We start from the raw sequence: 23,180 nt of genomic DNA on the forward strand, positions 1-23,180 counted from the left end.
GACCGGTGCTATCTTTTGACATAGATCAAACACCATCATTGGTTCACCCGAGAGGACCGCAATGACTGACACTGCCCCCACCACCGGTTCCGCACGCGTGAAGCGCGGCCTTGCAGAGATGCTCAAGGGCGGCGTCATCATGGACGTCGTCACCGCGGATCAGGCCAAGATCGCCGAGGATGCCGGCGCTGTCGCCGTCATGGCCCTCGAGCGTGTGCCCGCAGACATCCGCGCCCAGGGCGGCGTCTCGCGGATGAGCGACCCCGACATGATCGACAGCATCATCGCCTCGGTCTCCATCCCGGTGATGGCCAAGGCCCGCATCGGACACTTCGTCGAGGCGCAGGTGCTGCAGGAGCTCGGTGTCGACTACATCGACGAGTCCGAGGTGCTGTCGCCGGCCGACTACGTCAACCACATCGACAAGTTCGGCTTCACCGTGCCTTTCGTCTGCGGTGCCACCAACCTGGGCGAGGCGCTGCGTCGCATCAACGAGGGCGCGGCGATGATCCGTTCGAAGGGCGAGGCCGGCACCGGTGACGTCTCCGAGGCCACGAAGCACATCCGCAAGATCAAGAGCGAGATCAACGTGCTCCGCTCGATGACGAAGGACGAACTGTTCGTCGCGGCCAAGGAACTGCAGGCGCCGTACGAGCTCGTCGCCGAGATCGCCGAGACCGGCAAGCTCCCCGTCGTCCTGTTCGTCGCCGGCGGAGTCGCCACCCCGGCGGATGCCGCGATGATGATGCAGCTGGGCGCGGACGGCGTGTTCGTCGGTTCCGGCATCTTCAAGTCGGGTAACCCCGCGGAGCGGGCGAAGGCGATCGTCAAGGCCACGACGTTCTTCGACGACGCCAAGATCGTCGCCGAGGTCTCCCGTGGACTCGGTGAGGCGATGGTCGGCATCAACGTGACCGATCTCCCGGCGCCGCACCGCCTGTCCGAGCGTGGCTGGTGACCCGCTGAGCGCGTCGAAAGGCCTGAGGGCCGGCGTTCTGGCATTGCAGGGTGACGTGCGCGAGCACGCCACCCTGCTCACCCGGCTCGGTGCCGAGGTGCGTCTGGTTCGCCGACCCGAAGAACTCGCGCTCGTCGACGGCCTCGTGATCCCCGGCGGGGAATCGAGCGTCATCGACAAGCTCTCCCGGATCTTCGGGATGCAGGAGCCGATCCGCGCTGCGATCGCGGAGGGGATGCCGATGCTCGGCACCTGCGCCGGGCTCATCATGCTCGCCGATCGACTCGTCGACGCGATCGACGGTCAGGAATCCTTCGGGGGACTGGACGTCACCGTGCGCCGGAACGCGTTCGGGCGGCAGACGGAGTCGTTCGAGGCTCAGCTCGACGTTCCTGCGCTGGGCGCGGAGCCGGTGCGAGCCGCGTTCATCCGGGGTCCGGTCGTCGAAGCCGTCGGCGACGCCGCCTCGGTTCTGGCGAGTCTCGACGACGGCCGGGTGGTCGCGGTCGAACAGGGAAACCTGCTCGGCATCAGCTTTCACCCGGAGATCACCGGCGAGACCCGTTTCCATGAGCGGTTCCTCGCACGCGTTCGCGCGGCCGCCTAGTCCGTCACGAGCCTGCGGATCGCGGCGACGGTGCGATCGACGTCCTCTGCGGTGGTCACCCACGATGACATCGAGCAGCGCAGCGCCGCGCGTCCGCGCCATTCCGCACCGGTGACGACCGCCGTGCCGTCGCGGAGAATCGCCGCGCCCAGATCACGGGTCGCCTCATCCGATCCGAGGCCGAACATCACCTGCGTGTAGTCGACGTCGTTGCGCACCTCCACGCCCTCGATGGCCGCGAGGCCGGCGGCCATCGACACGGCGTTGGCGTGCAGCCTTTCGATGAGCTCTGCGATTCCCGTGCGACCGAGGCTGCGCATCGCCGCCCAGGCGGGTACCCCGCGGGCGCGGCGCGAGAGCTCCGGCGTGACGTCCCACGGATCCAACCCGGAGTAGATCAGGTAGTCGCCGCCGGTACGGAACGCGGCGATCGAGTGGGCCGGATCGCGGACGATCGCCATGCCGCAGTCATAGGGGACGTTGAGCGTCTTGTGCGCATCCGTCGCCCAGGAGTCCGCCTGTTCGATACCGGCAGTCAGCGATCGAAGAGACGGGGATGCCGCTGCCCAGAGCCCGAAAGCGCCGTCGACGTGCACCCATGCGCCATGGTCCCGCGCGATCGGGATCAGGGTCGCGAAGTCATCGAACGCGCCGGTGTGCACCTCGCCCGCCTGCAGGCAGACGATCAGCGGACCCTCGCCGCCGTGGAGCATCCGCTCCAGCGCATCCGCCCGCATTCGGCCTTGGGCGTCGGAATCGACGACGATCATCTCGGCGCGTCCGATCCCGAGGAAGCGTGCCGCGCGGTCCACCGAGCCATGTCGATGGGCCCCGACGACGAAGCGCAACGGTGGGGCGGAGCGCAGACCGTCCTCGGCGAGGTCCCACCCTGCGCGACGCAGGACTTCGTTGCGCGCAGCCGCGAGGCCGGTGAAGTTGGCCACCTGTCCGCCGGTCACGAACCCGACGCTGGCCGATTCCGGAAGTCCGAAGAGAGCGAGCATCCACTGTCCGGCGACGCGCTCCATCGCGACGGTCGCCGGCGTCAGCGTGGACGAGCCGGAATTCTGATCCCACGCCGACACGAGCCAGTCGGCCGCAAGAGCAGCCGGAAGGGTCGATCCGATCACGAAACCGAAGAAGCGCCCACCGGGAATCGCGACCAGTCCCGGGTCGGCGCGTCGAGCGATCTCCTCGATCACCGCAGCAGGGTCGGCGCCCTGCGCTGCCAAGGGGCCGCCGAACGCCTCCAGCATGTCGTCGAGGCTCGCGCGCGGCCAGACGGGCCTGTCATCGAGCGTGCGGAAGAACTCCGTCGCGCGATCGTGGGCGGCATCGAGAGCACGCTCTCGTTCATCCATGGGCGCAAGTCTTCCACCGGGCGAACGGCCCGACAAGACCGATCCATGCGAGGCGGGCGGACGGGTTCGTTAGAATGGACGACGCCCTGGGCACTGCTCCCGGGCGTGACGACGAGCGGAGAACTATGTCCGGGCATTCCAAGTGGGCGACGACCAAGCACAAGAAGGCGATCATCGACTCTCGCCGTGCGAAGTCGTGGGCCAAGCTCATCAAGAACATCGAAGTCGCGGCGAAGCTGGGCGGTGCCGATCTTCAGGGCAACCCGACGCTGTTCGACGCCATCCTCAAGGCGAAGAAGACCTCCGTCCCGAAGGACAACATCGACCGTGCAGTCAAGCGCGGTGCCGGAATCGGCGGCGAATCCGTCGAGTATCTGTCGATCATGTACGAGGGCTACGGGCCGAACGGCGTCGCCCTCATGATCGAGTGTCTGACCGACAACAAGAACCGTGCCGCCGCCGAGGTGCGCACCGCACTCAGCCGCAACGGCGGCAATCTCGCCGACCCCGGCAGCGTCGCGTACAACTTCACCCGCAAGGGCGTCATCGTGGTCGGCTCCGAGGGCACCACGGAAGACGACATCATGATGGCGGTCCTCGAGGCGGGTGCCGAGGAAGTCGAGCCGCACGGCGACGGCTTCGCCGTCATCACCGAGGCATCCGACCTGGTCGCGGTGCGCACCGCGCTGCAGGACGCGGGCATCGAGTACGAATCGGCCGATGTCGAGTTCGTGCCGAACCTCAAGGTCGAGGTCGACGCCGACACCGCGCGCAAGATCTTCCGGCTCATCGACGCCCTCGAAGACAGCGACGACGTGCAGAACGTGTTCAGCAATTTCGATCTGACCGCCGAGGTGCAGGCCGAGCTCGAGAACGACGAGTAAGGCGAGCCGCACGCTCGATGTCCGCCGTCGCACCTAGCCTGGGGGAGTGACCTCCTCCTCGCTGCGGGTGCTCGGCATCGACCCCGGCCTCACCCGGTGCGGTGTCGGCGTCGTCGACGTCGACCCGGCGCGCCGCGGCACGCTCGTGCACGTCGGCGTGATCCGCTCCTCGCCGGATGCGCCGATCGGTGAGCGTCTCGCGATCATCGCGGCCGGCATCCGCGAGGTCATCGCAGCGCATGAGCCGGATGCGGTGGCGGTGGAGCGCGTCTTCGCGCAGCAGAACAGCCACACCGTGATGGGCACGGCGCAGGCGAGCGGCGTGGCGCTCCTCCTCGCCGCCGAAGCGGGTCTCCCCGCCGCCACGCACACGCCGAGCGAGGTCAAGGCCGCTGTGACCGGCTACGGCTCCGCCGACAAGCGACAGGTGCAGTCGATGATCGCCCGCATCCTTCGTCTCGATGCCCCACCGCAGCCTGCTGACGCCGCCGATGCCCTGGCGATCGCCCTCTGCCACGCCTGGCGGCGGGGGAGCGGTGCCGGCTCGACGCAGGGGGTGCTCACGCCTGCGCAGCGCGCCTGGGCCGACGCGGAGCGTGTCGCTCGAACATATCTACGATCCGCGCCATAGGCTGAAGCAATGATCTCCTCGCTGCACGGTGTCGTCCTGCACACGACGCCCGATCAGGTCGTCCTCGATGTCGGTGGCGTCGGATTCGCCGTCGCCGTGCCCGGCGATGTCGCGCACACCGCGACGGTCGGGGAGCGACTTCTCCTGCACACCAGCCTCATCGTCCGCGAGGATGCGCTGTCGCTTTTCGGATTCGCCGACCGGAGCGAACTCGAGGTCTTCGGACTCCTCATCAGCGTCACCGGCGTCGGACCGAAATCGGCACTCGGCGTGCTCTCCCACCTCACCGTCGACCAGATCGCCGAGGCGGTGACCGCCGAAGACGACGCCCCGTTCCGCCGTGTCTCCGGCATCGGGCCGAAGACGGCGAAGCTCATCGTGCTGCAGCTCGCGGGCAAGGTGAGAGCGGTGGGATTCACCTCGAAGCCGGCTGCCGCCGCAGGTGCAGACGTGGTCACCCAGGTGGCTGCGGCTCTTGTCGGCCTCGGCTGGTCGGAGAGAGTGGCCGCCGAGGCGGCAGCGCAGACGGCCGCAGACTCCACGGATGCCGAGCGCGGCTCTGTCGCGGCTCTGCTCCGACGCACGCTGGCGCTGCTCGGGCCCGCACAGGGCGGTCAGACGCGTGGCTGACGGCCGCGAGGCCGCGGAGCCGGTCGACGACGTCGAGCTCGCGATCGAAGGCGCTCTGCGCCCGACCAGCCTCAGTGAATTCGTCGGACAGCAGAAGGTGCGCGGCCAGCTCGAACTGCTGCTCGAGGCCGCGCGCATCCAGAACCGCACGGCCGATCACATCCTGCTCGCGGGCCCGCCCGGTCTCGGGAAGACCACGCTCGCGATGATCGTCGCGCATGAGAGCCAGCGACCGTTGCGGCTCTCCAGCGGCCCGGCGATCCAGCACGCAGGTGATCTTGCCGCGCTGCTGTCCAGCCTGATCCCGGGCGAGGTTCTCTTCATCGACGAGATCCATCGGATGGCCCGCTCCGCCGAAGAGATGCTCTATCTCGCGATGGAGGACTTCCGTATCGACATCATGGTCGGAAAGGGCGCCGGGGCGACCAGCATCCCCCTGGAGCTGTCGCCGTTCACCCTCGTCGGTGCGACCACGCGGTCCGGTCTGCTGCCGAACCCGTTGCGTGACCGTTTCGGTTTCACCGGCCACCTCGAGTTCTACGACGAGTCGGAGCTCGAGCGGGTGATCGCGCGCTCGGCGCTCGTGCTCGGGGTCGATCTGCCGTCGGATTCGCTGTCCGAGATCGCCCGTCGCTCGCGCGGAACGCCCCGCATCGCCAATCGCCTGCTGCGCCGCGTGCGCGACTACGCCCTCGTGCACGGCAAAGGCGCATCGGCCTCGCTCGGCGACGTGCGTGCGGCACTCGAGCTCTACGACGTCGACTCGATCGGTCTGGACCGCCTCGACCGGGCGGTGCTCGAAGCCCTGGTGCGTCGCTTCCGAGGGGGGCCGGTCGGGCTCAGCACGCTCGCGGTCGCCGTCGGCGAGGAAGGCGAGACGGTCGAAAGCGTCGTCGAACCCTACCTCGTCCGGATCGGTTTTCTCGGGAGGACTCCGCGCGGGCGAATCGCGATGCCGGAGGCATACGCGCACCTCGGGGTGTCTCACCCGGACGGGGCGCTTCGCCTCGATGACCTATAATCGCTGAAGACTTCCCCCCGATACCCCTTGTGCGCCCAAAGGCTGGCGCGTGCACCTGAGAAAGGCGCTTCTCCATGCCCATGGAATTCCTCCTCTTCGGCCTTCTTGCCGTCCTCCTGGTCTTCATGATCTTCAACACGCGCAAGCGCACGAAGCAGATGAAGGCAGAGCAGGAAGAGAAGGCCACCAAGACGGTTCCCGGCGTGAAGGTGCTCCTTCAGGGCGGCATCTTCGGCACGATCGTCGCGTACGACGCTGAGGACCTCGATGCTCCGGCGCTGGTCGAGATCGCTCCCGGAACGGTCATCGAGGTGCACAGCCAGGCGATCCTCCGGATCGTCGAGCCGAAGGACGTCGTCGTCGAAGACGTCGAGGCCGAGCTCGATGGCGATGCCGTCGTCGCGGATGCAGCGGCATCGGACGTCGAGACCGTCGAAGAGACTCGCGCCCGCCTGGACAACGACTCCGACGACAAGAAGTAGTCGCGGCGCCGCGCCCGGCCAATTCTTGCACCGCACAACCGGCTACTCAGAAAGCTGAACTCACGTGGCTTCATCCTCTCCGGTCCGCCATGCGTGGCGGGTCCTCCTCGGCCTGCTTCTCGTGACGGCGGCCCTCTTCGGTGTCAACGCGCTCGGCGTGTACGGATTCCAGAAGAGCTCCTGGACACCTGAACTGGCACTCGACCTGCAGGGCGGCACGCAGATCGTTCTGGGAGCAGCCACCGGAGACGGCTCGGCTCCGACCCAGGAGCAGATGGACCAGGCGGCATCCATCATCCGGCAGCGCGTCGACGCCGCCGGTGTCGCCGAGGCCGACATCACCACCGAGGGCGGACGCAACATCGTCGTCCAGATCCCCGGGGTGGCCGACGAGCAGACGCGTGCCCGGATCCAGGCCAGCGCCCAGCTCGAGTTCCGTGCGGTGATCGCCACGAACGCAGGCACGAACGAGTTCGTCGGCGAGGACGGCAAGAACACGCCGTATCCGACACCGGACCCCTCGCTCAACGCCGTTCCGACGCCGGAGCCCACGGACGCGAGCGACATGGCCTGGGCCACGCCGAAGCTGACGGCTGAGTTCCTCGCCTACGACTGCGCCAACCCCACCGGAGACCCGGCCAATGCGCCGGAGGATCAGCCGCTGATCACCTGCGACGAGACCAAGCAGTTCAAGTACCTCCTCGGCCCGGTCGAACTCACCGGTGATGTGATCGAGGACGCGACCAACGGTCGTGACCCGAAGACCGGGGCATGGCTCGTGCAGTTGACGATGGACGACAAGGGCACCGAGGCCTTCGGCAAGGTCAGCCAGCGTCTGAACGAGAACCGGATCGCCGGTCTCTCGCCTCGTGACCAGTTCGCTTTCGTGCTCGACGGCGATGTGATCTCCGCACCGCGGATGAACGGCCTCATCCAGGACGGCCGCCCCAGCATCTCGGGCAGTTTCACCCTGGAGACCTCCAAGACGCTCGCCGACCAGCTCAAGTACGGTGCACTGCCGCTGAGCTTCACCGTGGAGAGCTCCGACACGATCTCGGCGACCCTCGGCACCCAGCAGCTGCAGATCGGTCTCATTGCCGGTCTCATCGGACTCGCGCTGGTCGCGGTGTACTCGCTGATCAGCTATCGAGCACTCGGCACCGTGATCATCGCCTCGATCGCCGTGATGGCCGTGCTCACCTATGTGATCATCTGCATCCTCGCGTGGCGTCTCGGCTTCCGGCTCTCGCTCGCTGGCGTCGCGGGACTTATCGTGTCGATCGGATTCACGGCCGACTCGTTCATCGTCTACTTCGAGCGCATCCGTGATGAGCTCCGCGACGGCAAGTCGATCACGTCGGCGGTCGAAGACGGATGGGGGCGTGCCAAGCGCACGATCTACATCTCGAAGTCGATCAACATCCTCGCCGCCGTCGTTCTGTACATCCTCGCCGATGCCACGGTGAAGGGCTTCGCGTTCACGCTCGGCCTCACCACCCTGATCGACGTCTTCATCTTCGTGATCTTCACGCACCCGGTGATGCAGCTGCTCGCGCGCACCCGCTTCTTCGGAGGTGGCCATCGCCTGTCTGGTCTCGATCCGGAGGCGCTCGGCTCTGTGTACCGCACTCGCTCGCAGTACCGCGAGGTGGCCACGTCGACCGCCGGTCGCGCCGCCAAGAACGCCCGCTCACGCGGGGAGGCGGATCGTCGGCAGACCATCGCCGAGCGCAAACGCGCCGACGCCCTCGCCGGCGATAGAACCACGAGCTCCGGAAATGAGGGAGACGCCTGATGGCTTCCATGAGTGAGTTCGGCAACAACCTGTACTCGGGAAAGACCTCTTTCCCGTTCGTCGGCAAGCGGCGGTTGTGGTTCATCATCGCGATCGCTCTCGTCGTCGGCGCGGCCCTCGTGCCGGTGTTCCGCCCGATCCAGTTCTCGATCGAGTTCACCGGCGGATCGCAGTTCACGATCGTCGCTCCGGAGAGCACCGACCAGGCGCGCGCCACCGATGCGGTCCGTTCCGTGGCACCCGAGGCCACGACCAAGGTCGTCATCGTCGGCGGAGCCGACGTGCGCGTGCAGACCGACCAGATGAGCGCGGAAGAGACGCAGCAGGTCGCGAGCGCTCTCGCCGACGCCTACAAGGTGGAGGCCGAGAGCGTCACCTCCTCGTTCATCGGCCCGGCCTGGGGTGAGAACGTCACGAAGCAGTCGCTGTGGGGCCTGGCGATCTTCCTCGCCCTGACGTTCCTGATCCTCGCGATCTACTTCCGCACCTGGAAGATGTCGGCTGCGGCCATCATCGGCCTGCTCGATGTGCTGGTCATCACCGTGGGCGTGTACGCGCTGGCAGGCTTCGAGATCTCGCCGGCCGCCGTGATCGGATTCCTGACGATCCTCGCGTACTCGCTCTACGACACCACCGTGGTCTTCGACAAGATCCGCGAGAACACGCTGGAGGACGGCGAGCGTACGTCGCGTCTGTTCGGCGAGTCCGTGAACCTGGCCGTCAACCAGACGCTGATCCGCTCGATCAACACGTCTGTCGTCGCGGCCCTTCCGGTCGGCGCGATCCTCTTCATCGGCGCGTTCTGGCTGGGGGCCGAGACCCTCACCGACATCTCGCTGTCGATCTTCGTCGGCATCATCGTCGCGACCTACTCGACGCTGTTCGTCGCGGCCCCGTTGTACTCGCTGTTCCGCGAGAAGGAACCGCAGATCGCCGAGCGCGACGCGAGGATCCTCGACGCGCGGAGCCGTGCCACGGTCGACGCCTAGACAGTGCTTTCGCTGGCGGGGCTGAGTCCCCGCCAGCGCGCGTAGGATGATCTGACCCGGAGGTGATGGATGGCGGAGGCGAACCCGTCGGCGCAGGGCTCGAGTCTGCGACGGCTCGTGCCCCGTATCTTCTCGCGCGCTCCGCGGATCAATGATCTCGACAATCTGATCAGGACGGTCAGGGCGAACCATCCGCGCGGTGACTTCTCGGTCATCGAACGGGCCTACGCGGTCGCGAAGGACAAGCACTCCGGGCAACTGCGCCAGAGCGGCGAACCGTACATCACTCATCCGCTCGCCGTGGCCCAGATCCTCGCCGAACTCGGCCTCGGTCCGCGTGCGATCGCTGCTGCCCTGCTGCATGACACGGTCGAGGACACCGGCTACGCACTCACCGATCTGACGGCGGAGTTCGGCGACGAGGTCGCGATGCTGGTCGACGGCGTCACCAAGCTCGACAAGGTCAAGTACGGCGAGAGCGCACAGGCCGAGACGGTCCGCAAGATGATCGTGGCGATGTCCAAGGACATCAGAGTGCTGCTGATCAAGCTCGCCGACCGTCTGCACAACGCTCGGACCTGGGGCTTCGTCCCCCCGGAGAAAGCCGCCAAGAAGGCCAAGGAGACGCTGGAGATCTATGCGCCCCTGGCGAATCGACTCGGCATCCAGGCCATCAAATCGGAGCTCGAGGATCTCTCCTTCGCGGTTCTGCATCCGAAGATCTACAACGAGATCCACAGCCTCATCGCGCAGCGCACGCCGCAACGAGAGCAGTACCTGCAGAAGGTCGTGGAGGAGATCGACGAGGATCTTCGTGACCTGCGCATCCGCGGCAAGGTCGTAGGCCGGCCCAAGCAGCTGTATTCGGTGTACCAGAAGATGGTCGTGCGCGGTCGCGAGTTCGACGACATCTACGACCTCATCGGCATCCGGGTCCTGGTCGGCTCCGTGCGCGACTGCTACGCCGTGCTCGGTGCGATCCACGCCCGCTGGACGCCTCTGCCGGGGCGGTTCAAGGATTACATCGCCACCCCGAAGTTCAACCTCTACCAGTCGCTGCACACCACGGTGATCGGCCCAGGTGGCCGGACGGTCGAGATCCAGATCCGCACCAACGAGATGCATCACCAGGCCGAGTACGGCGTCGCCGCTCACTGGATGTACAAGGAACGGATGAACGGCGGCAAGACCGAGGTCCGCGCCTCCGATGCGGACATGGCGTGGCTTGCGCACATCTCGGACTGGCAGGCGGAGACGGCGGATCCCGGCGAGTTCCTCGATTCGCTGCGCTTCGAGATCGGGGCGAAAGAGGTCTACGTCTTCACGCCGAAGGGGCGTGTCGTCGGCCTGCCCGCCAGCGCGACTCCGGTCGATTTCGCGTATGCCGTGCACACCGAGATCGGCCATCGCACCATGGGCGCGAAGGTCAACGGACGGCTGGTGCCGCTGGAGTCGGAGCTGAAGAGCGGCGATGTCGTCGAAGTCTTCACGTCGAAGAACCCCGATGCCGGACCGAGCCAGGACTGGCTGGGATTCGTGCGCAGCACACGTGCGCGCAACAAGATCCGCGGCTGGTTCACCAAGGAGCGTCGCGAAGAGGCGATCGAGCAGGGCAAGGAAGCCATCGCCAGGGCGATGCGCCGGCAGAATCTGCCGCTGCAGCGTCTGATGAACCAGGACTCCTTCGCGGAGGTCGCCCACCAGCTGCGCTACGAAGACGTCTCGGCGTTGTACGCGGCCGTCGGCGAAGGCCATGTCTCCACCCAATCGGTGCTCGAGAAGGTCACCGCCCTCGTGGCCGACAACGACACCACCACGGGCGCGATCGACCTTCCGGGCAGCGTACCGACCAGGGAGCCGCGCAGCGGCGACTCCGGCATTCTGGTCCGCGGTGCCGCCGACATCCTGGTCAAGCTCGCGAAGTGCTGCACCCCGGTACCCGGCGACCCGATCGTCGGCTTCGTCACCCGCGGCAGCGGAGTATCAGTGCACCGCGCCGACTGCGTCAACGTGAAGGCGCTGAGCGGGGAGCAGGATCGATTCGTCGAGGTCTCCTGGGCGCCGACGACGAAGAGCGTGTTCCGGGTCCACATCCAGGTCGAAGCGCTGGATCGCTCCGGTCTTCTCTCGGATGTCACTCGTGTTCTGAGCGAGCACCACGTGAACATCCTCTCGGCAACCGTCTCGACGACCGACGAGCGTCTCGCGATCAGCCGTTTCGTGTTCGAGATGGGCGATGCCGTGCATCTGGACCGGGTGCTCAACGCGGTGCGAAGGATCGATGCGGTCTACGACGTCTACCGGGTCACCACCTCGTAGCCGCTTCTTCATTCCCGCTGTTCGATCCACGTCAGGGCGGCGCGGGTTCCGGGCACCCGGTGCAGAGTCCGCACCTCGTGCGCGGCGGCCGCAACGAGCCCGGGGGTGAGCTCTGCGAGGGCCGCCGCCCAGGTCGCCGAGGCAGGATCCCGGTGGATGCCGAGGATCAGATCGATCATGGTGCGCAGTGGCGTCGATACCGACAGCCCGGCGATCTGCGTGAGATCACCGGGCGCGAGAAGCACATCATGGAAGATCAGTCGTGCGCTGACAGCAGGGCGCAGGCGTCTGGCGACGGCACGTCGTGCGTGATGGGGCGACGGCGGACCGTCACCCGCTCCGTGGATCCAGGCCGCGGAAGGGCCGGACGCCGCCATGCCCGGCATGATCAGCGAGCGGAGGCCCGCAGCCCGCACCTCGGGTCCCTCGACAAGATCCGCCGGGATGTAGCCCTCTCCGAGTTCGACGACGTGGCCGTCCAGTCGCGCCGCACTCAGCTCCGGCTGTGCGAGCCGGTCACCGGGCAGATAGAAGAGCGCGGGGTGCATCACGCCAGTGTGGCGCAGCGCACCCCGCGCTCAGATCCTCCGCAGAGGATCTGTGGATAACGTCAGGAACCGAGGGCGTTCAGCCAGGCGCGACGCGCCTCCAGGGCATCCGCCGCGGCCTTCGCCGCCTTCTTATCGCCGGCCTTCTCCGCCGCAGCCAGTTCGGCCTCGAGCTTCTCGATGGCCTCGAGCAGCTGCGAACTCATGTCGTTCGCCCTGGCCGTGGTCGTCGGGTTGTTCTTCTTCCAGTCGACGTCCTCGCGGGCCTTGAGCGCCTGCTCGATGACGCGCAGTCGGTCGTCGAGGGCACGTTCCTTCTCGCGCGGGAAGATCCGTCCGCCGTCGTCCCACTGGCGCTGGATACGAGTGAGCAGGGCGCGGGCGCGCTTGATGTTCGACTCGTCGGCAACCGCCTTCGCCTCCTCGAGAAGCGCTTCGCGCTCCTCGATCCGGGGAGCGGATTCGGCTTCCTCGGCTGCTGCCTGCTCGCTGCGCGCGGCGTAGAGGGCGTCGCCGGCGGCCTTGAACTTCGCCCACAGTGCGTCATCGACCTTGCGGCCGGCCCGTCCTGCTGCCTTCCACTCGTCGAGGAGCGTGCGGTAGGAGGGGATGCCGTCGACACCACGAGGGGCCAGAGCCTCTGCGCGCTCGACGAGACGTGCCTTCACATCGCGTGCGGCCTTGTGCGTGTCGTCGAGTTCCGAGTAGAACGCGCGGCGCTGCTTGTCGACCACGGCGCGAGCATCACGGAAACGCTTCCAGAGCTGCTGGGAGATGCCCTTGGACAGTCGCGGGCCATTCTGCTGCTGGGCCTGCCAGGTGTCGAAGAGCTCGCCGAGCTCAGCGGTGACCTGCTTCCACTGCACCTTGGTGAGGTCTCGCGCGGCGATCTCCTCGGCGCGCTCGACCAGAGCGGTGCGCTCGGCCACGGCCTGGTCGACGAGTTCCTTCGCCTGCTGCGCCTCCTGAGCGGTCGCCTCCGAGAGAGAGGAAGTCAGAGCGTTGAGGCGCTCGCGCAGCGAGGCGAGGTCGCCGACAGCGGCCGCATCCGTCGCCTCGTCGAGGAGGTGACCGGCCTGCTTCACCAGGTCGCTGGCGGTTGCGCCGCCGGCCTTGTGGCGCTGCTCGAGCGTGTGCACCTTGAACGCGATGTCATCGAACTTGCGCACGAAGTAGGCGAGAGCCTCGTCGGATGTGCCGTCCGGGTACTGTCCGACGACCCGCCACTCGTCGCCCTCGCGCACTTCGACCGTGCCGTCCTCCGCGACTCTGCCCCACTGGGCTGCGCCGCTGGTCGCGGGCGCGGTCGGCGTCACCGGGGCGACGGCCGCCGGTGTCGGGATCTTCCGCGGCAGAGGAGCAGCCGGGGGAGCAGGAACGGGTGGAGTCGGCTTCGAAGGCTCGTTGGCAGACACAGTGAATTCTCCTTGCGCGGTCAGCCCGCGGGAGGCGGAAAGGACGAGGTTCAGCCTAGTACGTGACGACTCCACGAACAGGGCACGCGTGTTCACACGACCGTCACTGGATTGTGAGGAGATCGTTCGACGGGTGAAACACAGATCGTCACGTCCGGGAAACACCGCGCTCCTATCGTCGCCAGCACGACATATCCATCCCGGTCGACAGGAGCGATGATGAACGACACCGCGAGCACGCAGCAGGAGATCCTGGTCGTCGGAGCCGGAATGGTGGCGCACCGCTTCGTGGAGAGCCTGCTCACCCGCACCGATGCGGCACTGCGGGTCACCGTGGTGGGCGACGAAGGACGACACCCCTATGACCGGGTGGGACTGACCGGCTTCTTCTCGGGGGCATCCGCCGACGATCTGGTCCTGGATCGCGCCGTGTTCGACGATCCTCGGGTCCGTCTCATCCCGGACGACCGGGTGCTGCGCATCGATCGGGCCGCGAAGACGGTCTCCACCAGGGCCCGGCGCACGCTGAGTTACGACTCGCTGGTGCTCGCGACCGGGTCGTACGCGGCCAGGGTGGCTGTGGACGGTGCCGACCTCCCCGGATGCTTCGTGTACCGGACGTTGGACGACGTGCAGGCGCTGCGCGACTTCGTTCAGAAGCGCGAGCGGATGCTGGGGCGCCCGCTGCGTGGCGCGGTGATCGGCGGCGGCCTGCTCGGCCTCGAGGCTGCGGGTGCCCTTCAGGGGATGGACGTCGACGCCACGGTCGTGCAGTACTCGGACCGGCTGATGTCCAACCAGCTGGATGCCGCCGGGGCCGGCATGCTGCGCCGCCTGCTCGAGGCGCGCGGTATCTCGGTACGTACCGAGGCGCGCACCACGCGACTCGATCCTGACGACTCCGGTGCGGTCACGGCGCTCGAGTTCCAGGACGGATCTTTCCATCGCGCGGACGTGGTCGTGTTCACGGTCGGCGTGCGGCCACGCGATGAGCTCGCCCGTGGCGCGGAGCTCGCCGTGCACCCGCGCGGCGGCGTCGTCATCGACGAGCGCTGCTCGACCTCCGATGCGCACATCCTCGCGATCGGCGAGGTCGCGAACTACGAGGGGCGCTGCGTCGGTCTCGTCGCTCCCGGCTATGCGATGGCCGAGGTCGCGGCGACCAGGCTGCTCGGCGGTGAGGCGACTTTCCCCGGCTACGACGAGTCGGCGAAGCTCAAGCTCTCGGGTGTCGACGTGGCGAGCTTCGGCGATGCGATGGCCACCACCCCCAACGCGCTCGACGTCGTCTACGCCGATCCGGTCGCCGGCGTCTACAAGAAGCTCGTGCTCTCCGATGATGCGCAGACGCTGCTCGGCGGCATCCTGGTTGGTGATGCTGCGGCCTACGGCTCTCTGCGTCCGCTCGTCGGGGCCCGGTTGGGCGCGGATCCGGCCGCCTATCTGCTGCCCGAGGGCGGCGTCGAGGCACCCGGCGGCGAACTGCCCGACGAGGCCGTCGTCTGCTCCTGCTCCAATGTGACGGCTGGTCGCATCCGCCAGGCCGTGCACGAGGAGGGCTGCGCCGACGCGGCAGCGGTCAAGGGGTGCACGAAGGCGGGCGCCACCTGCGGCTCCTGCGTGCTGATGGTGAAGAAGGTCGTCGGCCAGGAACTCACCAAGCTCGGTCAGACCGTGTCGAACGCGCTGTGCGAGCACTTCGAGATGTCGCGGCGTCAGCTGTTCGACGCCGTGCGGGTCGCTCAGCTCACGACCTTCAGCTCGATCGTCGAGCGATTCGGCCGCGGCCGGGGCTGCGACATCTGCAAACCGGCCATCGCCAGCATCCTCGCGGTCCTCGTCGGCGCCCACGTGCTCGACGGCGAGAATGCCACGCTTCAGGACACCAACGACCACGTGATGGCCAACATGCAGAAGGACGGCACCTACTCGGTCGTGCCGCGGATGCCCGGCGGCGAAGTGACCCCGGACGGCCTGCTCGTGATCGGTCAGATCGCCAAGGACTTCGCGCTGTACACGAAGATCACCGGCGGGCAGCGGATCGACATGTTCGGTGCGCGGATCGAGCAGCTTCCGGCGATCTGGGGCCGGCTCGTCGACGCAGGCTTCGAATCCGGGCACGCCTACGGGAAGTCGCTGCGCACGGTGAAATCGTGCGTCGGCTCGACGTGGTGCCGGTTCGGTGTGTTGGACTCGGTGGGGATGGCCGTGCGCCTGGAGCTGAGGTATCGCGGACTGCGCGCTCCGCACAAGCTGAAGGTCGGCGTATCGGGCTGCGCCAGGGAATGCGCCGAGGCGCGCTCGAAGGACGTCGGGGTGATCGCAACCGAGACCGGGTGGAACATGTACGTCGGCGGCAACGGCGGCTTCTCACCACGGCATGCCGAGCTGCTCGCCACCGATCTCGACGACGAAGGGCTGATCCGCGCGATCGATCGCTTCTTCATGTACTACATCCGCACCGCCGACCGGCTGCAGCGCACCGCTCCCTGGTGCGAAGAGCTCGAGGGCGGACTCGACGGCCTGAAAGCGGTGATCTTCGACGACAGTCTCGGCATCTGCGCGGATCTCGACGAGGCGATGGCCGGGCACGTCGACCGCTACGAGGACGAGTGGGCGGCCACACTTCGCGACCCCGCGAAGCTGGCGCGCTTCCGCTCGTTCGTCAATGCGGGGGACACCCCGGATCCCTCGCTCGCCTATGTGGCCGAGCGCGGGCAGATCCGCCCGGCGACGACCGAGGAGCGCCGCACCGGTGGCGTCCTGATCGCGGGCACGGCATTGGAGGTCAGACGAGGATGAGCACGGTGATCGATGTGACGATGGTACGGGTCTGCACGCTCGACGATCTCGAGGTGGAGCGCGGCAGGGCTGCCCTGATCGATGGCGACCAGGTCGCGCTCTTCCTGCTGGCAGACGGCACGGTGCATGCGGTCGACAACCTCGACCCGTACAGCGGTGCGCAGGTGATCTCGCGGGGAATCGTCGGCAGCAGGGGTGAGGCGCCGACGGTCGCCTCACCCCTGCACAAGCAGGTGTTCGATCTCCGCACCGGGAAATGCCTCGACACCCAGGGCAAGGCGAACGCCGAGCTGCGGGTGTGGGGCGTCCAGGTGATCGACGGCGCCGTGCACCTGGAGATCGGACGGGAGCGGTCATGACGACGATGCTCGGCCTTTCGCTGCGCGGCCGCGAGGTGCTGATGGTCGGCGGAGGTGCGGTGACGGCCCGCCGGCTGCGCCGTTTCCTCGCGGACGGTGCACGGGTGCGCGTCATCGCACCGGAACTTTCGGACGAGACCCGCGATCTCATCGCGGAGAACGCCGTCACCTGGTATCCGCGGCGCTTCCGCCGTGGGGACATCGCCGGCGCCTGGATCGTGCACACCGCCACCGGCGACAGGAAGGTCGATCGAGCCGTCGCCGCTCAGTGCGAGCGTCGACGTGTGATCTGCATCGACGCCTCGGACGGCACCATCGGCTCGGCACGGCTGACGGCTCAGACGTCGTCCGGTGACGTCGTGATCGGAGTGACCGGCGAGCTCGGCGTCGACCCCCGGCGTTCCGTCGAGGTCCGCGACGCTGTCGCCGGGTTGCTCACCTCGGGTCGACTGCCCGTTCGACGTCATCGGCCGGGACTGCTCGGACGCGTCGATCTGATCGGCGGTGGCCCCGGCCCCGCTGACCTGATGACGGTGCGGGCGCGGAGACTGCTCGCCGAAGCCGATGTCGTCATCGCCGATCGGCTGGGCCCGGCGGCGGAACTGCGCTCCGAACTGGCCCCCGGCGTGCTCGTGATCGACGTCGGCAAGCGTCCGGGGCACCACCCTGTGCCCCAGCACGAGATCAACGCCCTGCTTGTCGAGCACGCGCGAGCCGGGAAGCGGGTGGTCCGTCTGAAGGGCGGCGATCCCTTCGTCCTCGGTCGCGGTGGCGAGGAGGTCGTCGCCTGCGTCACGGCCGGAGTGCCGGTGGACGTGACGCCCGGCGTGAGCAGTGCGATCTCCGTGCCGCAGTCGGCCGGAATCCCGGTCACTCACCGGGGTGTGGCATCCGCCGTGCATGTCGTGAACGGCCAGGGCGACGTCACCGATGCCACCTTCGCCGCGATGAAGGATGACTCGGTCACCACTGTCGTCCTGATGGGGGTCGCGGCGTTGCCGCGGATCGTCGCGGCAGCGCTCGCGTACGGCATCCCCGAGCAGCAGCCTGTGGCTATTGTGGAGAACGGCCATACCCCCATCCAGCGGACGATCCGGAGCACACTGATGAACGTCGTCGCCGAAGCGGATGCAGCGCAGGTGCAGAACCCGTCCGTGATCGTCTTCGGCGGCGTTGCCGCGGCCGGCCTGCTGCTGCCGATCACCGGACAGCTCGCCGAGAGCACCGCGTGACGAAGCCGCGAGCCACAGGGCCGCGCGTGCTCGATGCCGCACTCGCCGGTTGTACCATCATCGTCGCGGCGGATCGCCGCTCGGTGGACCTCGCCACGGCGCTGGAACGACGTGGCGCGCAGGTGCACCGCGCCCCGGCGCTGAGTATCGTCCCCAACGCGGACGATGCTGAGCTGCTGCGCCGAACCGAGCAGCTGGTGGCGTCTCCTCCCGACATCGTCGTCGTCACCACGGGTGTGGGCTTCCGCGGCTGGATGGATGCCGCTCATGAGCACGGCCTCGACGCACGTCTGGACGCCGCTCTCGCGGATGCGCAGTTCGTCGCGAGGGGGCCGAAGGCGCACGGGGCGATCCAGCAGGCCGGATTCACCGCCGACTGGGTCGCGGAATCGGAGACCTCCGCCGAAGTGGGCGAGTATCTGCTCGCCTCGCGTATCGCCGGCAAACGGATCGCCATCCAGCACCACGGCGCGGGCGCCGACGGTCTCGATGAGCTACTCGCCGCCGAGGGCGCCGACGTCGTCAGCATCACGGTGTATCGCTGGGGACCGCCGCCCGACCCCGAGATCGTGCGGCGATCCGCGCTGCAGGCGGGCTCCGGCGAAGCGGATGCGGTGCTGTTCACCTCGGCGCCGGGCGCGGCATCATGGCTGCGCGTCGCCGAGGAAGTCGGCGCTCTTGACGAGATCAGAGTCCGCGCGAGCACGGGCCGCCTGCTGCTCGCGGCGGTCGGACCGATCACGGTGCAGCCCCTGCTCGACGCCGATCTGCGCGCGACGGTCGCCGAGCGCGGGCGCCTCGGCTCGTTGGCGCGATGCGTCATCGGTCATTTCGGCGGTGGTCGGGCCCCGTCCCGACACACGGCGGCAGGACGCGTGGAGGTGCGCAGCGGCGGCATCCTGGTCGACGAGACGTTCATTCCCTTGTCGCGCACGGCGGCCCGGCTCATCGAGGCGCTCTTCCTCGCGGGCGGGAACGTTCTCTCGCGGCAGGAACTCGGCCGGATCCTTCCCGGTGCCGAGCGCAACCCGCACGCGGTAGAGGTCGCGATCGCGCGCCTGCGTGACGCTCTCGGCGATCTCGATCTGGTCCGCACCGTCGTCAAGCGCGGCTATCGCCTCGCCGTCGAAGACTGACCGCAGACGCGACGGTGCCCGGTGAGCGAACGCTCACCGGGCACCGTCATGCGTCAGATCAGCCGACGTTCGCCGGCTCCGCATTCACCGGCTCGACGATACGATCCGCCGGTGCGACCTGCTTCGGCGTCCGGACCCGGGGAGCGGAGCCGTCCACCCGCGCAGCGCGAGCCCTGCGCGCCGACGGGCGACCGTGGGTCAGGTAGAGCGGGAGCCCGACGAACAGCAGGCCGCCGACGAGGTTGCCGACCACGGTGGGGATCTCGTTCCAGATCAGGTAGTCCATGATCGTGAAGTCGGCGCCGAGGAGCAGCCCGGACGGGAACAGGAACATGTTCACGATCGAATGCTCGAAGCCCATGTAGAAGAACAGCATGATCGGCATCCACATCGCGACGATCTTCCCGAGCACGTTGTCGGAGATCATCGCCATGACGACGCCGGTGGATACCAGCCAGTTGCACAGCACGCCTCGGATGAACAGGGTGAGCATTCCGGCAGCACCGTGATCGGCGTAGCCGACGGTCCGTCCGTGGCCGATCTCGCCGATCGCGAGTCCGACGGCACCGGGCTCGGTGGAGAACCCGTAGGTGAAGTACACCGCCATGAGGACGGCGACCATGAACGCGCCGCCGAAGTTGCCCAGGAAGACCAGGCCCCAGTTGCGGAGCATTCCGCCCACGGTCGCCCCTGGGCGCTTGTCGAGGAGCGCGAGCGGAGTGAGCGTGAAGACTCCGGTGAGCAGGTCGTATCCGAGCAGGTAGAGCATCACGAAGCCGACGGGGAAGAGCAGCGCACCCAGGAGTGGCTGGCCGGTATTGACTGAGACCGTGACCGCGAACGCGGCGGCGATCGTGAGGAGAGCTGCGCCCATGAATGAGCGGATCAACGTGTCCCGGGTCGACATCTGCAGCTTGTAGGCGCCGGCGTCGACCATGCGGGTCACGAGTTCCGCGGGCTTGACGTAGGACATGAGAGACCTCCAGAGGGACAGGGAGCCACGAGTTCGGCTGTGGTCAGCATGACTCAGCGGCGTTTCCCGGAGGGACCAGGCACGTTACGCCCGTGCACCGGGTGGCTCACAAACGCCTGCGAGGCGGTGTGAGCGTCGCTGCGGCTACGGAGCCGGCGTCTCCGCGGGAGTATCGGACGGAATCGGAGCGGGTGTCTCCACCGGAGTCTCGCTCGGGGTCGGGGCGATGCTCTGGGTGGGCTCCGGCTCGGGGGCGGTGACCTGGGCGTGCACGACCTGGCTGGCGATCACGCCGGCGATGAGGAGCCCGCCGGCGACACCGGCGACGATGTTGTCCCGTACGCGTCGGCGTTCCTGGCCCTGGTGCCACTCGCTGCGAGCCGTGTACAGACGGGCGCGTTCCGCTGCGGCGCGTGCCCGCTGATCGTTCTTCGAACCACGTCCGGCCATGCCGCTCACACCTCTCCCTGCACCCCCGCTGGGCGCCGCCTGCGAGCCTACCGCCGCGAACGTCGGAGACCCGCATTAGCCTGGGGGGATGACCTCCGCCGCCGCGCTGCTCTCCGGGCAGACACCTCTCGCCGTGCGGATGCGGCCGGTCGCACTCGCAGAGGTCGCCGGACAGCAGCATCTCCTGCGCGCCGGGTCTCCGATCGTGGCCCTCGCCGACCCGGACGCGACGTCGCCCGGTGCTGTCTCGATCATCCTCTGGGGGCCGCCCGGTACTGGCAAGACGACCCTGGCGCAGGCGATCGCCCGGTCCTCGGGCCGCCGCTTCGTAGAACTCTCCGCCATCACAGCCGGGGTGAAGGACGTCCGTGAGGTGATGCAGGAGGCGATCACCCAGCGCGACCTCTACGGGCAGACGACGATCCTCTTCCTCGACGAGATCCACCGGTTCACGAAGGCTCAGCAGGACGCACTGCTGCCGGGCGTCGAGAACGGCTGGGTCATCCTGATCGCTGCCACCACCGAGAATCCGTCGTTCTCGGTGATCTCGCCGCTGCTGTCGCGTTCCCTGCTGCTCACTCTGCATGCACTCACCGACGACGATATCGGCATGCTCGTCGATCGCGCCGTCACCGACCCGCGAGGTCTGAACGGCACTGTCGCGCTCTCCGACGAGGCACGCGGAGCGCTCATCCGACTCGCATCCGGCGACGCGCGACGCGCGCTCACGGGGCTCGAAGCGGGAGCGGCCGTGGCACTGTCACACGGCGTGGACGACGCCGCTGACGCCGGGTCCGCGCCAGAAGTCACCGCCGACGACGTTGCGCAGGCGGTCGATCGCGCACTGCTGCGCTACGACCGGCAGGGCGACGAGCACTACGACGTCATCAGCGCGTTCATCAAGTCGATCCGGGGTTCCGATCCGGATGCCGCTCTGCACTACCTCGCCCGGATGATCGAGGCCGGTGAGGACCCTCGTTTCATCGCCCGCCGCCTCGTCATCTCGGCCTCAGAGGACGTCGGGCTCGCAGACCCGCAGGGACTCGTGATCGCTGTGGCAGCCGCCGATGCGGTGGCGTTCATCGGAATGCCGGAGGGGCGGATACCTCTGGCCGAGGCGACGGTGTATCTCGCGACGACGGCGAAGTCGAACGCCGCGTACAAGGGAATCGATGCGGCGATCGCCGACATCCGATCCGGAGGCTTCGGCCGAGTACCGCTGCACCTGCGCGATGCGCACTATCCGGGCGCGAAGAGGCTCGGACACGGCAAGGGCTATGTCTACTCGCACGACAGCGAATACGGCGTCGTGCCCCAGCAGTACCTTCCGGATGAGCTCGACGGACGCCGGTACTACGAGCCCAAAGAGCTCGGCGCCGAACGCGACATCTCCGCTCGACTCGAGAAGATCCGCCGGATCCTCGGCGACCGCTGACCCCGCTGCTGAGGAGCGGTTCCCGGATCTGTTAGACTTGATCGGCTCGAAACACAGTTTTCGGGCATCCCCTCGCTCTCACTCACCTTCCTCCGTGCCCCGGCGTGCACCTGGAAGGGCCGGCGGGGGAGATACGTCCGTGAGTCGTGAAAGACGCGACCACGTCATCGGAAGGAAAACTTCGTGACCACGAAGTCCCAGGACCGCCGCAAGGTCCGCCTGTCCCGCGCGCTCGGTATCGCGCTCACCCCGAAGGCAGCCCGCTACCTCGAGAAGCGTCCCTACGCTCCGGGCGAGCACGGCCGCACCAAGCGCAAGGCTGACAGCGACTACGCCGTCCGTCTGCGCGAGAAGCAGCGTCTCCGCGAGCAGTACGGCATCCGCGAGAAGCAGATGCGCAACACGTTCAACGAGGCACGTCGTCAGGACGGCCTGACCGGTGAGAACCTGGTCGAGCTGCTCGAGATGCGTCTCGACGCTCTCGTCGTGCGTTCGGGCTTCGCCCGCACCACCGCGCAGGCTCGCCAGCTCGTCGTGCACCGTCACATCCTCGTCGACGGCCAGCTCGTCGACCGCCCGTCCTTCCGCGTGAAGCCGGGTCAGCTCATCCACGTCAAGGCCAAGAGCGAGGGCACCGAGCCCTTCCAGGTGGCAGCAGCCGGCGGTCACGCCGAGGTCCTGCCCCCGGTTCCGGGCTACCTCGAGGTCGAGCTCGACAAGCTCCAGGCTCGCCTGCTGCGTCGTCCGAAGCGCGTCGAGGTCCCCGTGACCTGCGAAGTGCAGCTCGTCGTCGAGTACTACGCAGCTCGCTGATCGAGTTCATTCACCAAGAGGCGTCGGGGCAACCCGACGCCTCTTGGCGTTTCCGCTTACGATGGAGGCACCGCGTCTCCGCGGACCAAGGGCAAGGATGACGACATGAAGACTGTGCTGTGGTTCCTCATCGGTGTGATCGGCGGATTCGTCGCCGCACACTTCATGGACAAGGACCCCCGCGGCCACGACATCCTCGCCGATGTGGACGCGAGGATCAACGAGTTCACCGGCATCCTCGGCGACGCATATCGCGAGCAGCAGGCGCGGCTCACCGAGCCCGGCAACAACTGATCCAGCGCGCGCACGCGCGGCTTCTTCACCCTTCACGCAAGGACAC

The 23,180-nt window shown here is 67.7% G+C and carries 22 protein-coding genes; 17 read left to right on the forward strand and 5 right to left on the reverse strand.

The window, feature by feature from the left end:
- The first annotated feature begins 61 nt into the window (after positions 1–61).
- Both pdxS and pdxT read left to right on the forward strand, forming a co-directional pair.
- Positions 62–958 (forward strand): pyridoxal 5'-phosphate synthase lyase subunit PdxS, encoded by an 897-nt coding sequence (gene pdxS / locus LTA6_RS15555; protein ID WP_341974686.1) that lies wholly within the window; start codon positions 62–64, stop codon positions 956–958.
- On the forward strand, positions 948–1,565 hold the full coding sequence (gene pdxT / locus LTA6_RS15560) for a pyridoxal 5'-phosphate synthase glutaminase subunit PdxT (RefSeq protein ID WP_341974687.1): 618 nt from the start codon (positions 948–950) through the stop codon (positions 1,563–1,565). The genes pdxS and pdxT overlap by 11 nt, the downstream gene beginning before the upstream one ends.
- On the opposite strand, the gene LTA6_RS15565 is transcribed toward pdxT, so the two are convergent.
- Positions 1,562–2,926, reverse strand: a complete 1,365-nt coding sequence (locus tag LTA6_RS15565) for an aminotransferase class V-fold PLP-dependent enzyme (protein ID WP_341974689.1) — start codon at positions 2,924–2,926, stop codon at positions 1,562–1,564. The genes pdxT and LTA6_RS15565 overlap by 4 nt on opposite strands.
- Positions 2,927–3,051: 125 nt before the next feature.
- Here LTA6_RS15565 and LTA6_RS15570 point away from each other — a divergent pair, with 125 nt between their 5' ends.
- The 8 genes from LTA6_RS15570 to LTA6_RS15605 all read left to right on the forward strand — a co-directional run bounded on the left by LTA6_RS15570 (position 3,052) and on the right by LTA6_RS15605 (position 11,677).
- Positions 3,052–3,810 (forward strand): YebC/PmpR family DNA-binding transcriptional regulator, encoded by a 759-nt coding sequence (locus LTA6_RS15570; RefSeq protein ID WP_341978420.1) that lies wholly within the window; start codon positions 3,052–3,054, stop codon positions 3,808–3,810.
- A gap of 46 nt (positions 3,811–3,856) precedes the next feature.
- Positions 3,857–4,441, forward strand: a complete 585-nt coding sequence (gene ruvC, locus LTA6_RS15575; RefSeq protein ID WP_341974691.1) for a crossover junction endodeoxyribonuclease RuvC — start codon at positions 3,857–3,859, stop codon at positions 4,439–4,441.
- A 9-nt stretch (positions 4,442–4,450) separates the two neighbouring features.
- Positions 4,451–5,071, forward strand: a complete 621-nt coding sequence (ruvA, locus tag LTA6_RS15580; RefSeq protein ID WP_341974693.1) for a Holliday junction branch migration protein RuvA — start codon at positions 4,451–4,453, stop codon at positions 5,069–5,071.
- Entirely contained in the window at positions 5,064–6,092 is a 1,029-nt protein-coding gene (ruvB, locus tag LTA6_RS15585) for a Holliday junction branch migration DNA helicase RuvB (protein ID WP_341974694.1), read from the forward strand. Before ruvA ends, ruvB begins: the two co-directional genes overlap by 8 nt.
- Positions 6,093–6,166: 74 nt before the next feature.
- Entirely contained in the window at positions 6,167–6,574 is a 408-nt protein-coding gene (gene yajC / locus LTA6_RS15590; RefSeq protein WP_341974696.1) for a preprotein translocase subunit YajC, read from the forward strand.
- 64 nt (positions 6,575–6,638) lie between these two features.
- Entirely contained in the window at positions 6,639–8,369 is a 1,731-nt protein-coding gene (gene secD / locus LTA6_RS15595; RefSeq protein ID WP_341974697.1) for a protein translocase subunit SecD, read from the forward strand.
- Entirely contained in the window at positions 8,369–9,358 is a 990-nt protein-coding gene (gene secF, locus LTA6_RS15600; protein ID WP_341974698.1) for a protein translocase subunit SecF, read from the forward strand. Before secD ends, secF begins: the two co-directional genes overlap by 1 nt.
- 69 nt (positions 9,359–9,427) lie before the next feature.
- A complete protein-coding gene (locus LTA6_RS15605; protein WP_341974700.1) occupies positions 9,428–11,677 on the forward strand; it encodes a bifunctional (p)ppGpp synthetase/guanosine-3',5'-bis(diphosphate) 3'-pyrophosphohydrolase in 2,250 nt (749 codons plus the stop codon).
- 8 nt (positions 11,678–11,685) lie between these two features.
- Here LTA6_RS15605 and LTA6_RS15610 read toward each other — a convergent pair whose 3' ends face one another.
- Both LTA6_RS15610 and LTA6_RS15615 read right to left on the reverse strand, forming a co-directional pair.
- Positions 11,686–12,225 carry an SAM-dependent methyltransferase gene (locus LTA6_RS15610; RefSeq protein ID WP_341974702.1) on the reverse strand — a complete coding sequence of 180 codons (540 nt, stop codon included), beginning with the start codon at positions 12,223–12,225 and terminating at the stop codon, positions 11,686–11,688.
- 62 nt (positions 12,226–12,287) lie between these two features.
- Entirely contained in the window at positions 12,288–13,640 is a 1,353-nt protein-coding gene (locus tag LTA6_RS15615) for a DUF349 domain-containing protein (RefSeq protein WP_341974704.1), read from the reverse strand.
- A gap of 219 nt (positions 13,641–13,859) precedes the next feature.
- Between LTA6_RS15615 and nirB the strand changes: the two genes are divergently transcribed.
- From nirB to LTA6_RS15635, 4 genes are read left to right on the forward strand one after another with little or no spacing between them, the layout of a single operon-like run.
- The gene (gene nirB, locus LTA6_RS15620) at positions 13,860–16,442 is read left to right on the forward strand and encodes a nitrite reductase large subunit NirB (protein ID WP_341974706.1); all 2,583 of its coding nucleotides are present in this window, start codon (positions 13,860–13,862) and stop codon (positions 16,440–16,442) included.
- Positions 16,439–16,801 carry a nitrite reductase small subunit NirD gene (nirD, locus tag LTA6_RS15625; protein ID WP_341974708.1) on the forward strand — a complete coding sequence of 121 codons (363 nt, stop codon included), beginning with the start codon at positions 16,439–16,441 and terminating at the stop codon, positions 16,799–16,801. The genes nirB and nirD overlap by 4 nt, the downstream gene beginning before the upstream one ends.
- Positions 16,798–18,033: a uroporphyrinogen-III C-methyltransferase gene (gene cobA, locus LTA6_RS15630; protein WP_341974709.1), complete on the forward strand. Its 1,236-nt coding sequence runs from the start codon at positions 16,798–16,800 to the stop codon at positions 18,031–18,033. Before nirD ends, cobA begins: the two co-directional genes overlap by 4 nt.
- Positions 18,030–19,169 carry a uroporphyrinogen-III synthase gene (locus LTA6_RS15635; protein ID WP_341974710.1) on the forward strand — a complete coding sequence of 380 codons (1,140 nt, stop codon included), beginning with the start codon at positions 18,030–18,032 and terminating at the stop codon, positions 19,167–19,169. Before cobA ends, LTA6_RS15635 begins: the two co-directional genes overlap by 4 nt.
- Before the next feature lie 58 nt (positions 19,170–19,227).
- Here the strand turns inward: LTA6_RS15635 and LTA6_RS15640 are convergent, their stop codons facing one another.
- Positions 19,228–20,142 (reverse strand): formate/nitrite transporter family protein, encoded by a 915-nt coding sequence (locus LTA6_RS15640; RefSeq protein WP_341974711.1) that lies wholly within the window; start codon positions 20,140–20,142, stop codon positions 19,228–19,230.
- 144 nt (positions 20,143–20,286) lie between these two features.
- Positions 20,287–20,592: a hypothetical protein gene (locus LTA6_RS15645; protein WP_341974712.1), complete on the reverse strand. Its 306-nt coding sequence runs from the start codon at positions 20,590–20,592 to the stop codon at positions 20,287–20,289.
- Between the two features lie 88 nt (positions 20,593–20,680).
- Here LTA6_RS15645 and LTA6_RS15650 point away from each other — a divergent pair, with 88 nt between their 5' ends.
- From LTA6_RS15650 to LTA6_RS15660, 3 genes are all read left to right on the forward strand, one after another.
- Positions 20,681–22,027: a replication-associated recombination protein A gene (locus LTA6_RS15650; protein WP_341974713.1), complete on the forward strand. Its 1,347-nt coding sequence runs from the start codon at positions 20,681–20,683 to the stop codon at positions 22,025–22,027.
- A gap of 183 nt (positions 22,028–22,210) precedes the next feature.
- The gene (gene rpsD / locus LTA6_RS15655) at positions 22,211–22,840 is read left to right on the forward strand and encodes a 30S ribosomal protein S4 (RefSeq protein WP_341974715.1); all 630 of its coding nucleotides are present in this window, start codon (positions 22,211–22,213) and stop codon (positions 22,838–22,840) included.
- A 105-nt stretch (positions 22,841–22,945) separates the two neighbouring features.
- Positions 22,946–23,134 carry a hypothetical protein gene (locus tag LTA6_RS15660; protein WP_102192160.1) on the forward strand — a complete coding sequence of 63 codons (189 nt, stop codon included), beginning with the start codon at positions 22,946–22,948 and terminating at the stop codon, positions 23,132–23,134.
- Positions 23,135–23,180: the final 46 nt, after the last annotated feature.

The organism is Microbacterium sp. LTA6 (assembly GCF_045690355.1).
Taxonomy (GTDB): Bacteria; Actinomycetota; Actinomycetes; order Actinomycetales; family Microbacteriaceae; genus Microbacterium.

Coding starts and splice junctions, on each gene's coding strand:
- LTA6_RS15640 (WP_341974711.1), bottom strand. CDS start 20,142: ATGTCCTACGTCAAGCCCGCGGAACTCGTGACCCGCATGGTCGACGCC.
- cobA (WP_341974709.1), top strand. CDS start 16,798: ATGACGACGATGCTCGGCCTTTCGCTGCGCGGCCGCGAGGTGCTGATG.
- LTA6_RS15645 (WP_341974712.1), bottom strand. CDS start 20,592: ATGGCCGGACGTGGTTCGAAGAACGATCAGCGGGCACGCGCCGCAGCG.
- yajC (WP_341974696.1), top strand. CDS start 6,167: ATGCCCATGGAATTCCTCCTCTTCGGCCTTCTTGCCGTCCTCCTGGTC.
- secF (WP_341974698.1), top strand. CDS start 8,369: ATGGCTTCCATGAGTGAGTTCGGCAACAACCTGTACTCGGGAAAGACC.
- LTA6_RS15570 (WP_341978420.1), top strand. CDS start 3,052: ATGTCCGGGCATTCCAAGTGGGCGACGACCAAGCACAAGAAGGCGATC.
- nirB (WP_341974706.1), top strand. CDS start 13,860: ATGAACGACACCGCGAGCACGCAGCAGGAGATCCTGGTCGTCGGAGCC.
- LTA6_RS15660 (WP_102192160.1), top strand. CDS start 22,946: ATGAAGACTGTGCTGTGGTTCCTCATCGGTGTGATCGGCGGATTCGTC.
- pdxS (WP_341974686.1), top strand. CDS start 62: ATGACTGACACTGCCCCCACCACCGGTTCCGCACGCGTGAAGCGCGGC.
- ruvA (WP_341974693.1), top strand. CDS start 4,451: ATGATCTCCTCGCTGCACGGTGTCGTCCTGCACACGACGCCCGATCAG.
- LTA6_RS15650 (WP_341974713.1), top strand. CDS start 20,681: ATGACCTCCGCCGCCGCGCTGCTCTCCGGGCAGACACCTCTCGCCGTG.
- LTA6_RS15565 (WP_341974689.1), bottom strand. CDS start 2,926: ATGGATGAACGAGAGCGTGCTCTCGATGCCGCCCACGATCGCGCGACG.
- LTA6_RS15605 (WP_341974700.1), top strand. CDS start 9,428: ATGGCGGAGGCGAACCCGTCGGCGCAGGGCTCGAGTCTGCGACGGCTC.
- LTA6_RS15610 (WP_341974702.1), bottom strand. CDS start 12,225: ATGCACCCCGCGCTCTTCTATCTGCCCGGTGACCGGCTCGCACAGCCG.
- nirD (WP_341974708.1), top strand. CDS start 16,439: ATGAGCACGGTGATCGATGTGACGATGGTACGGGTCTGCACGCTCGAC.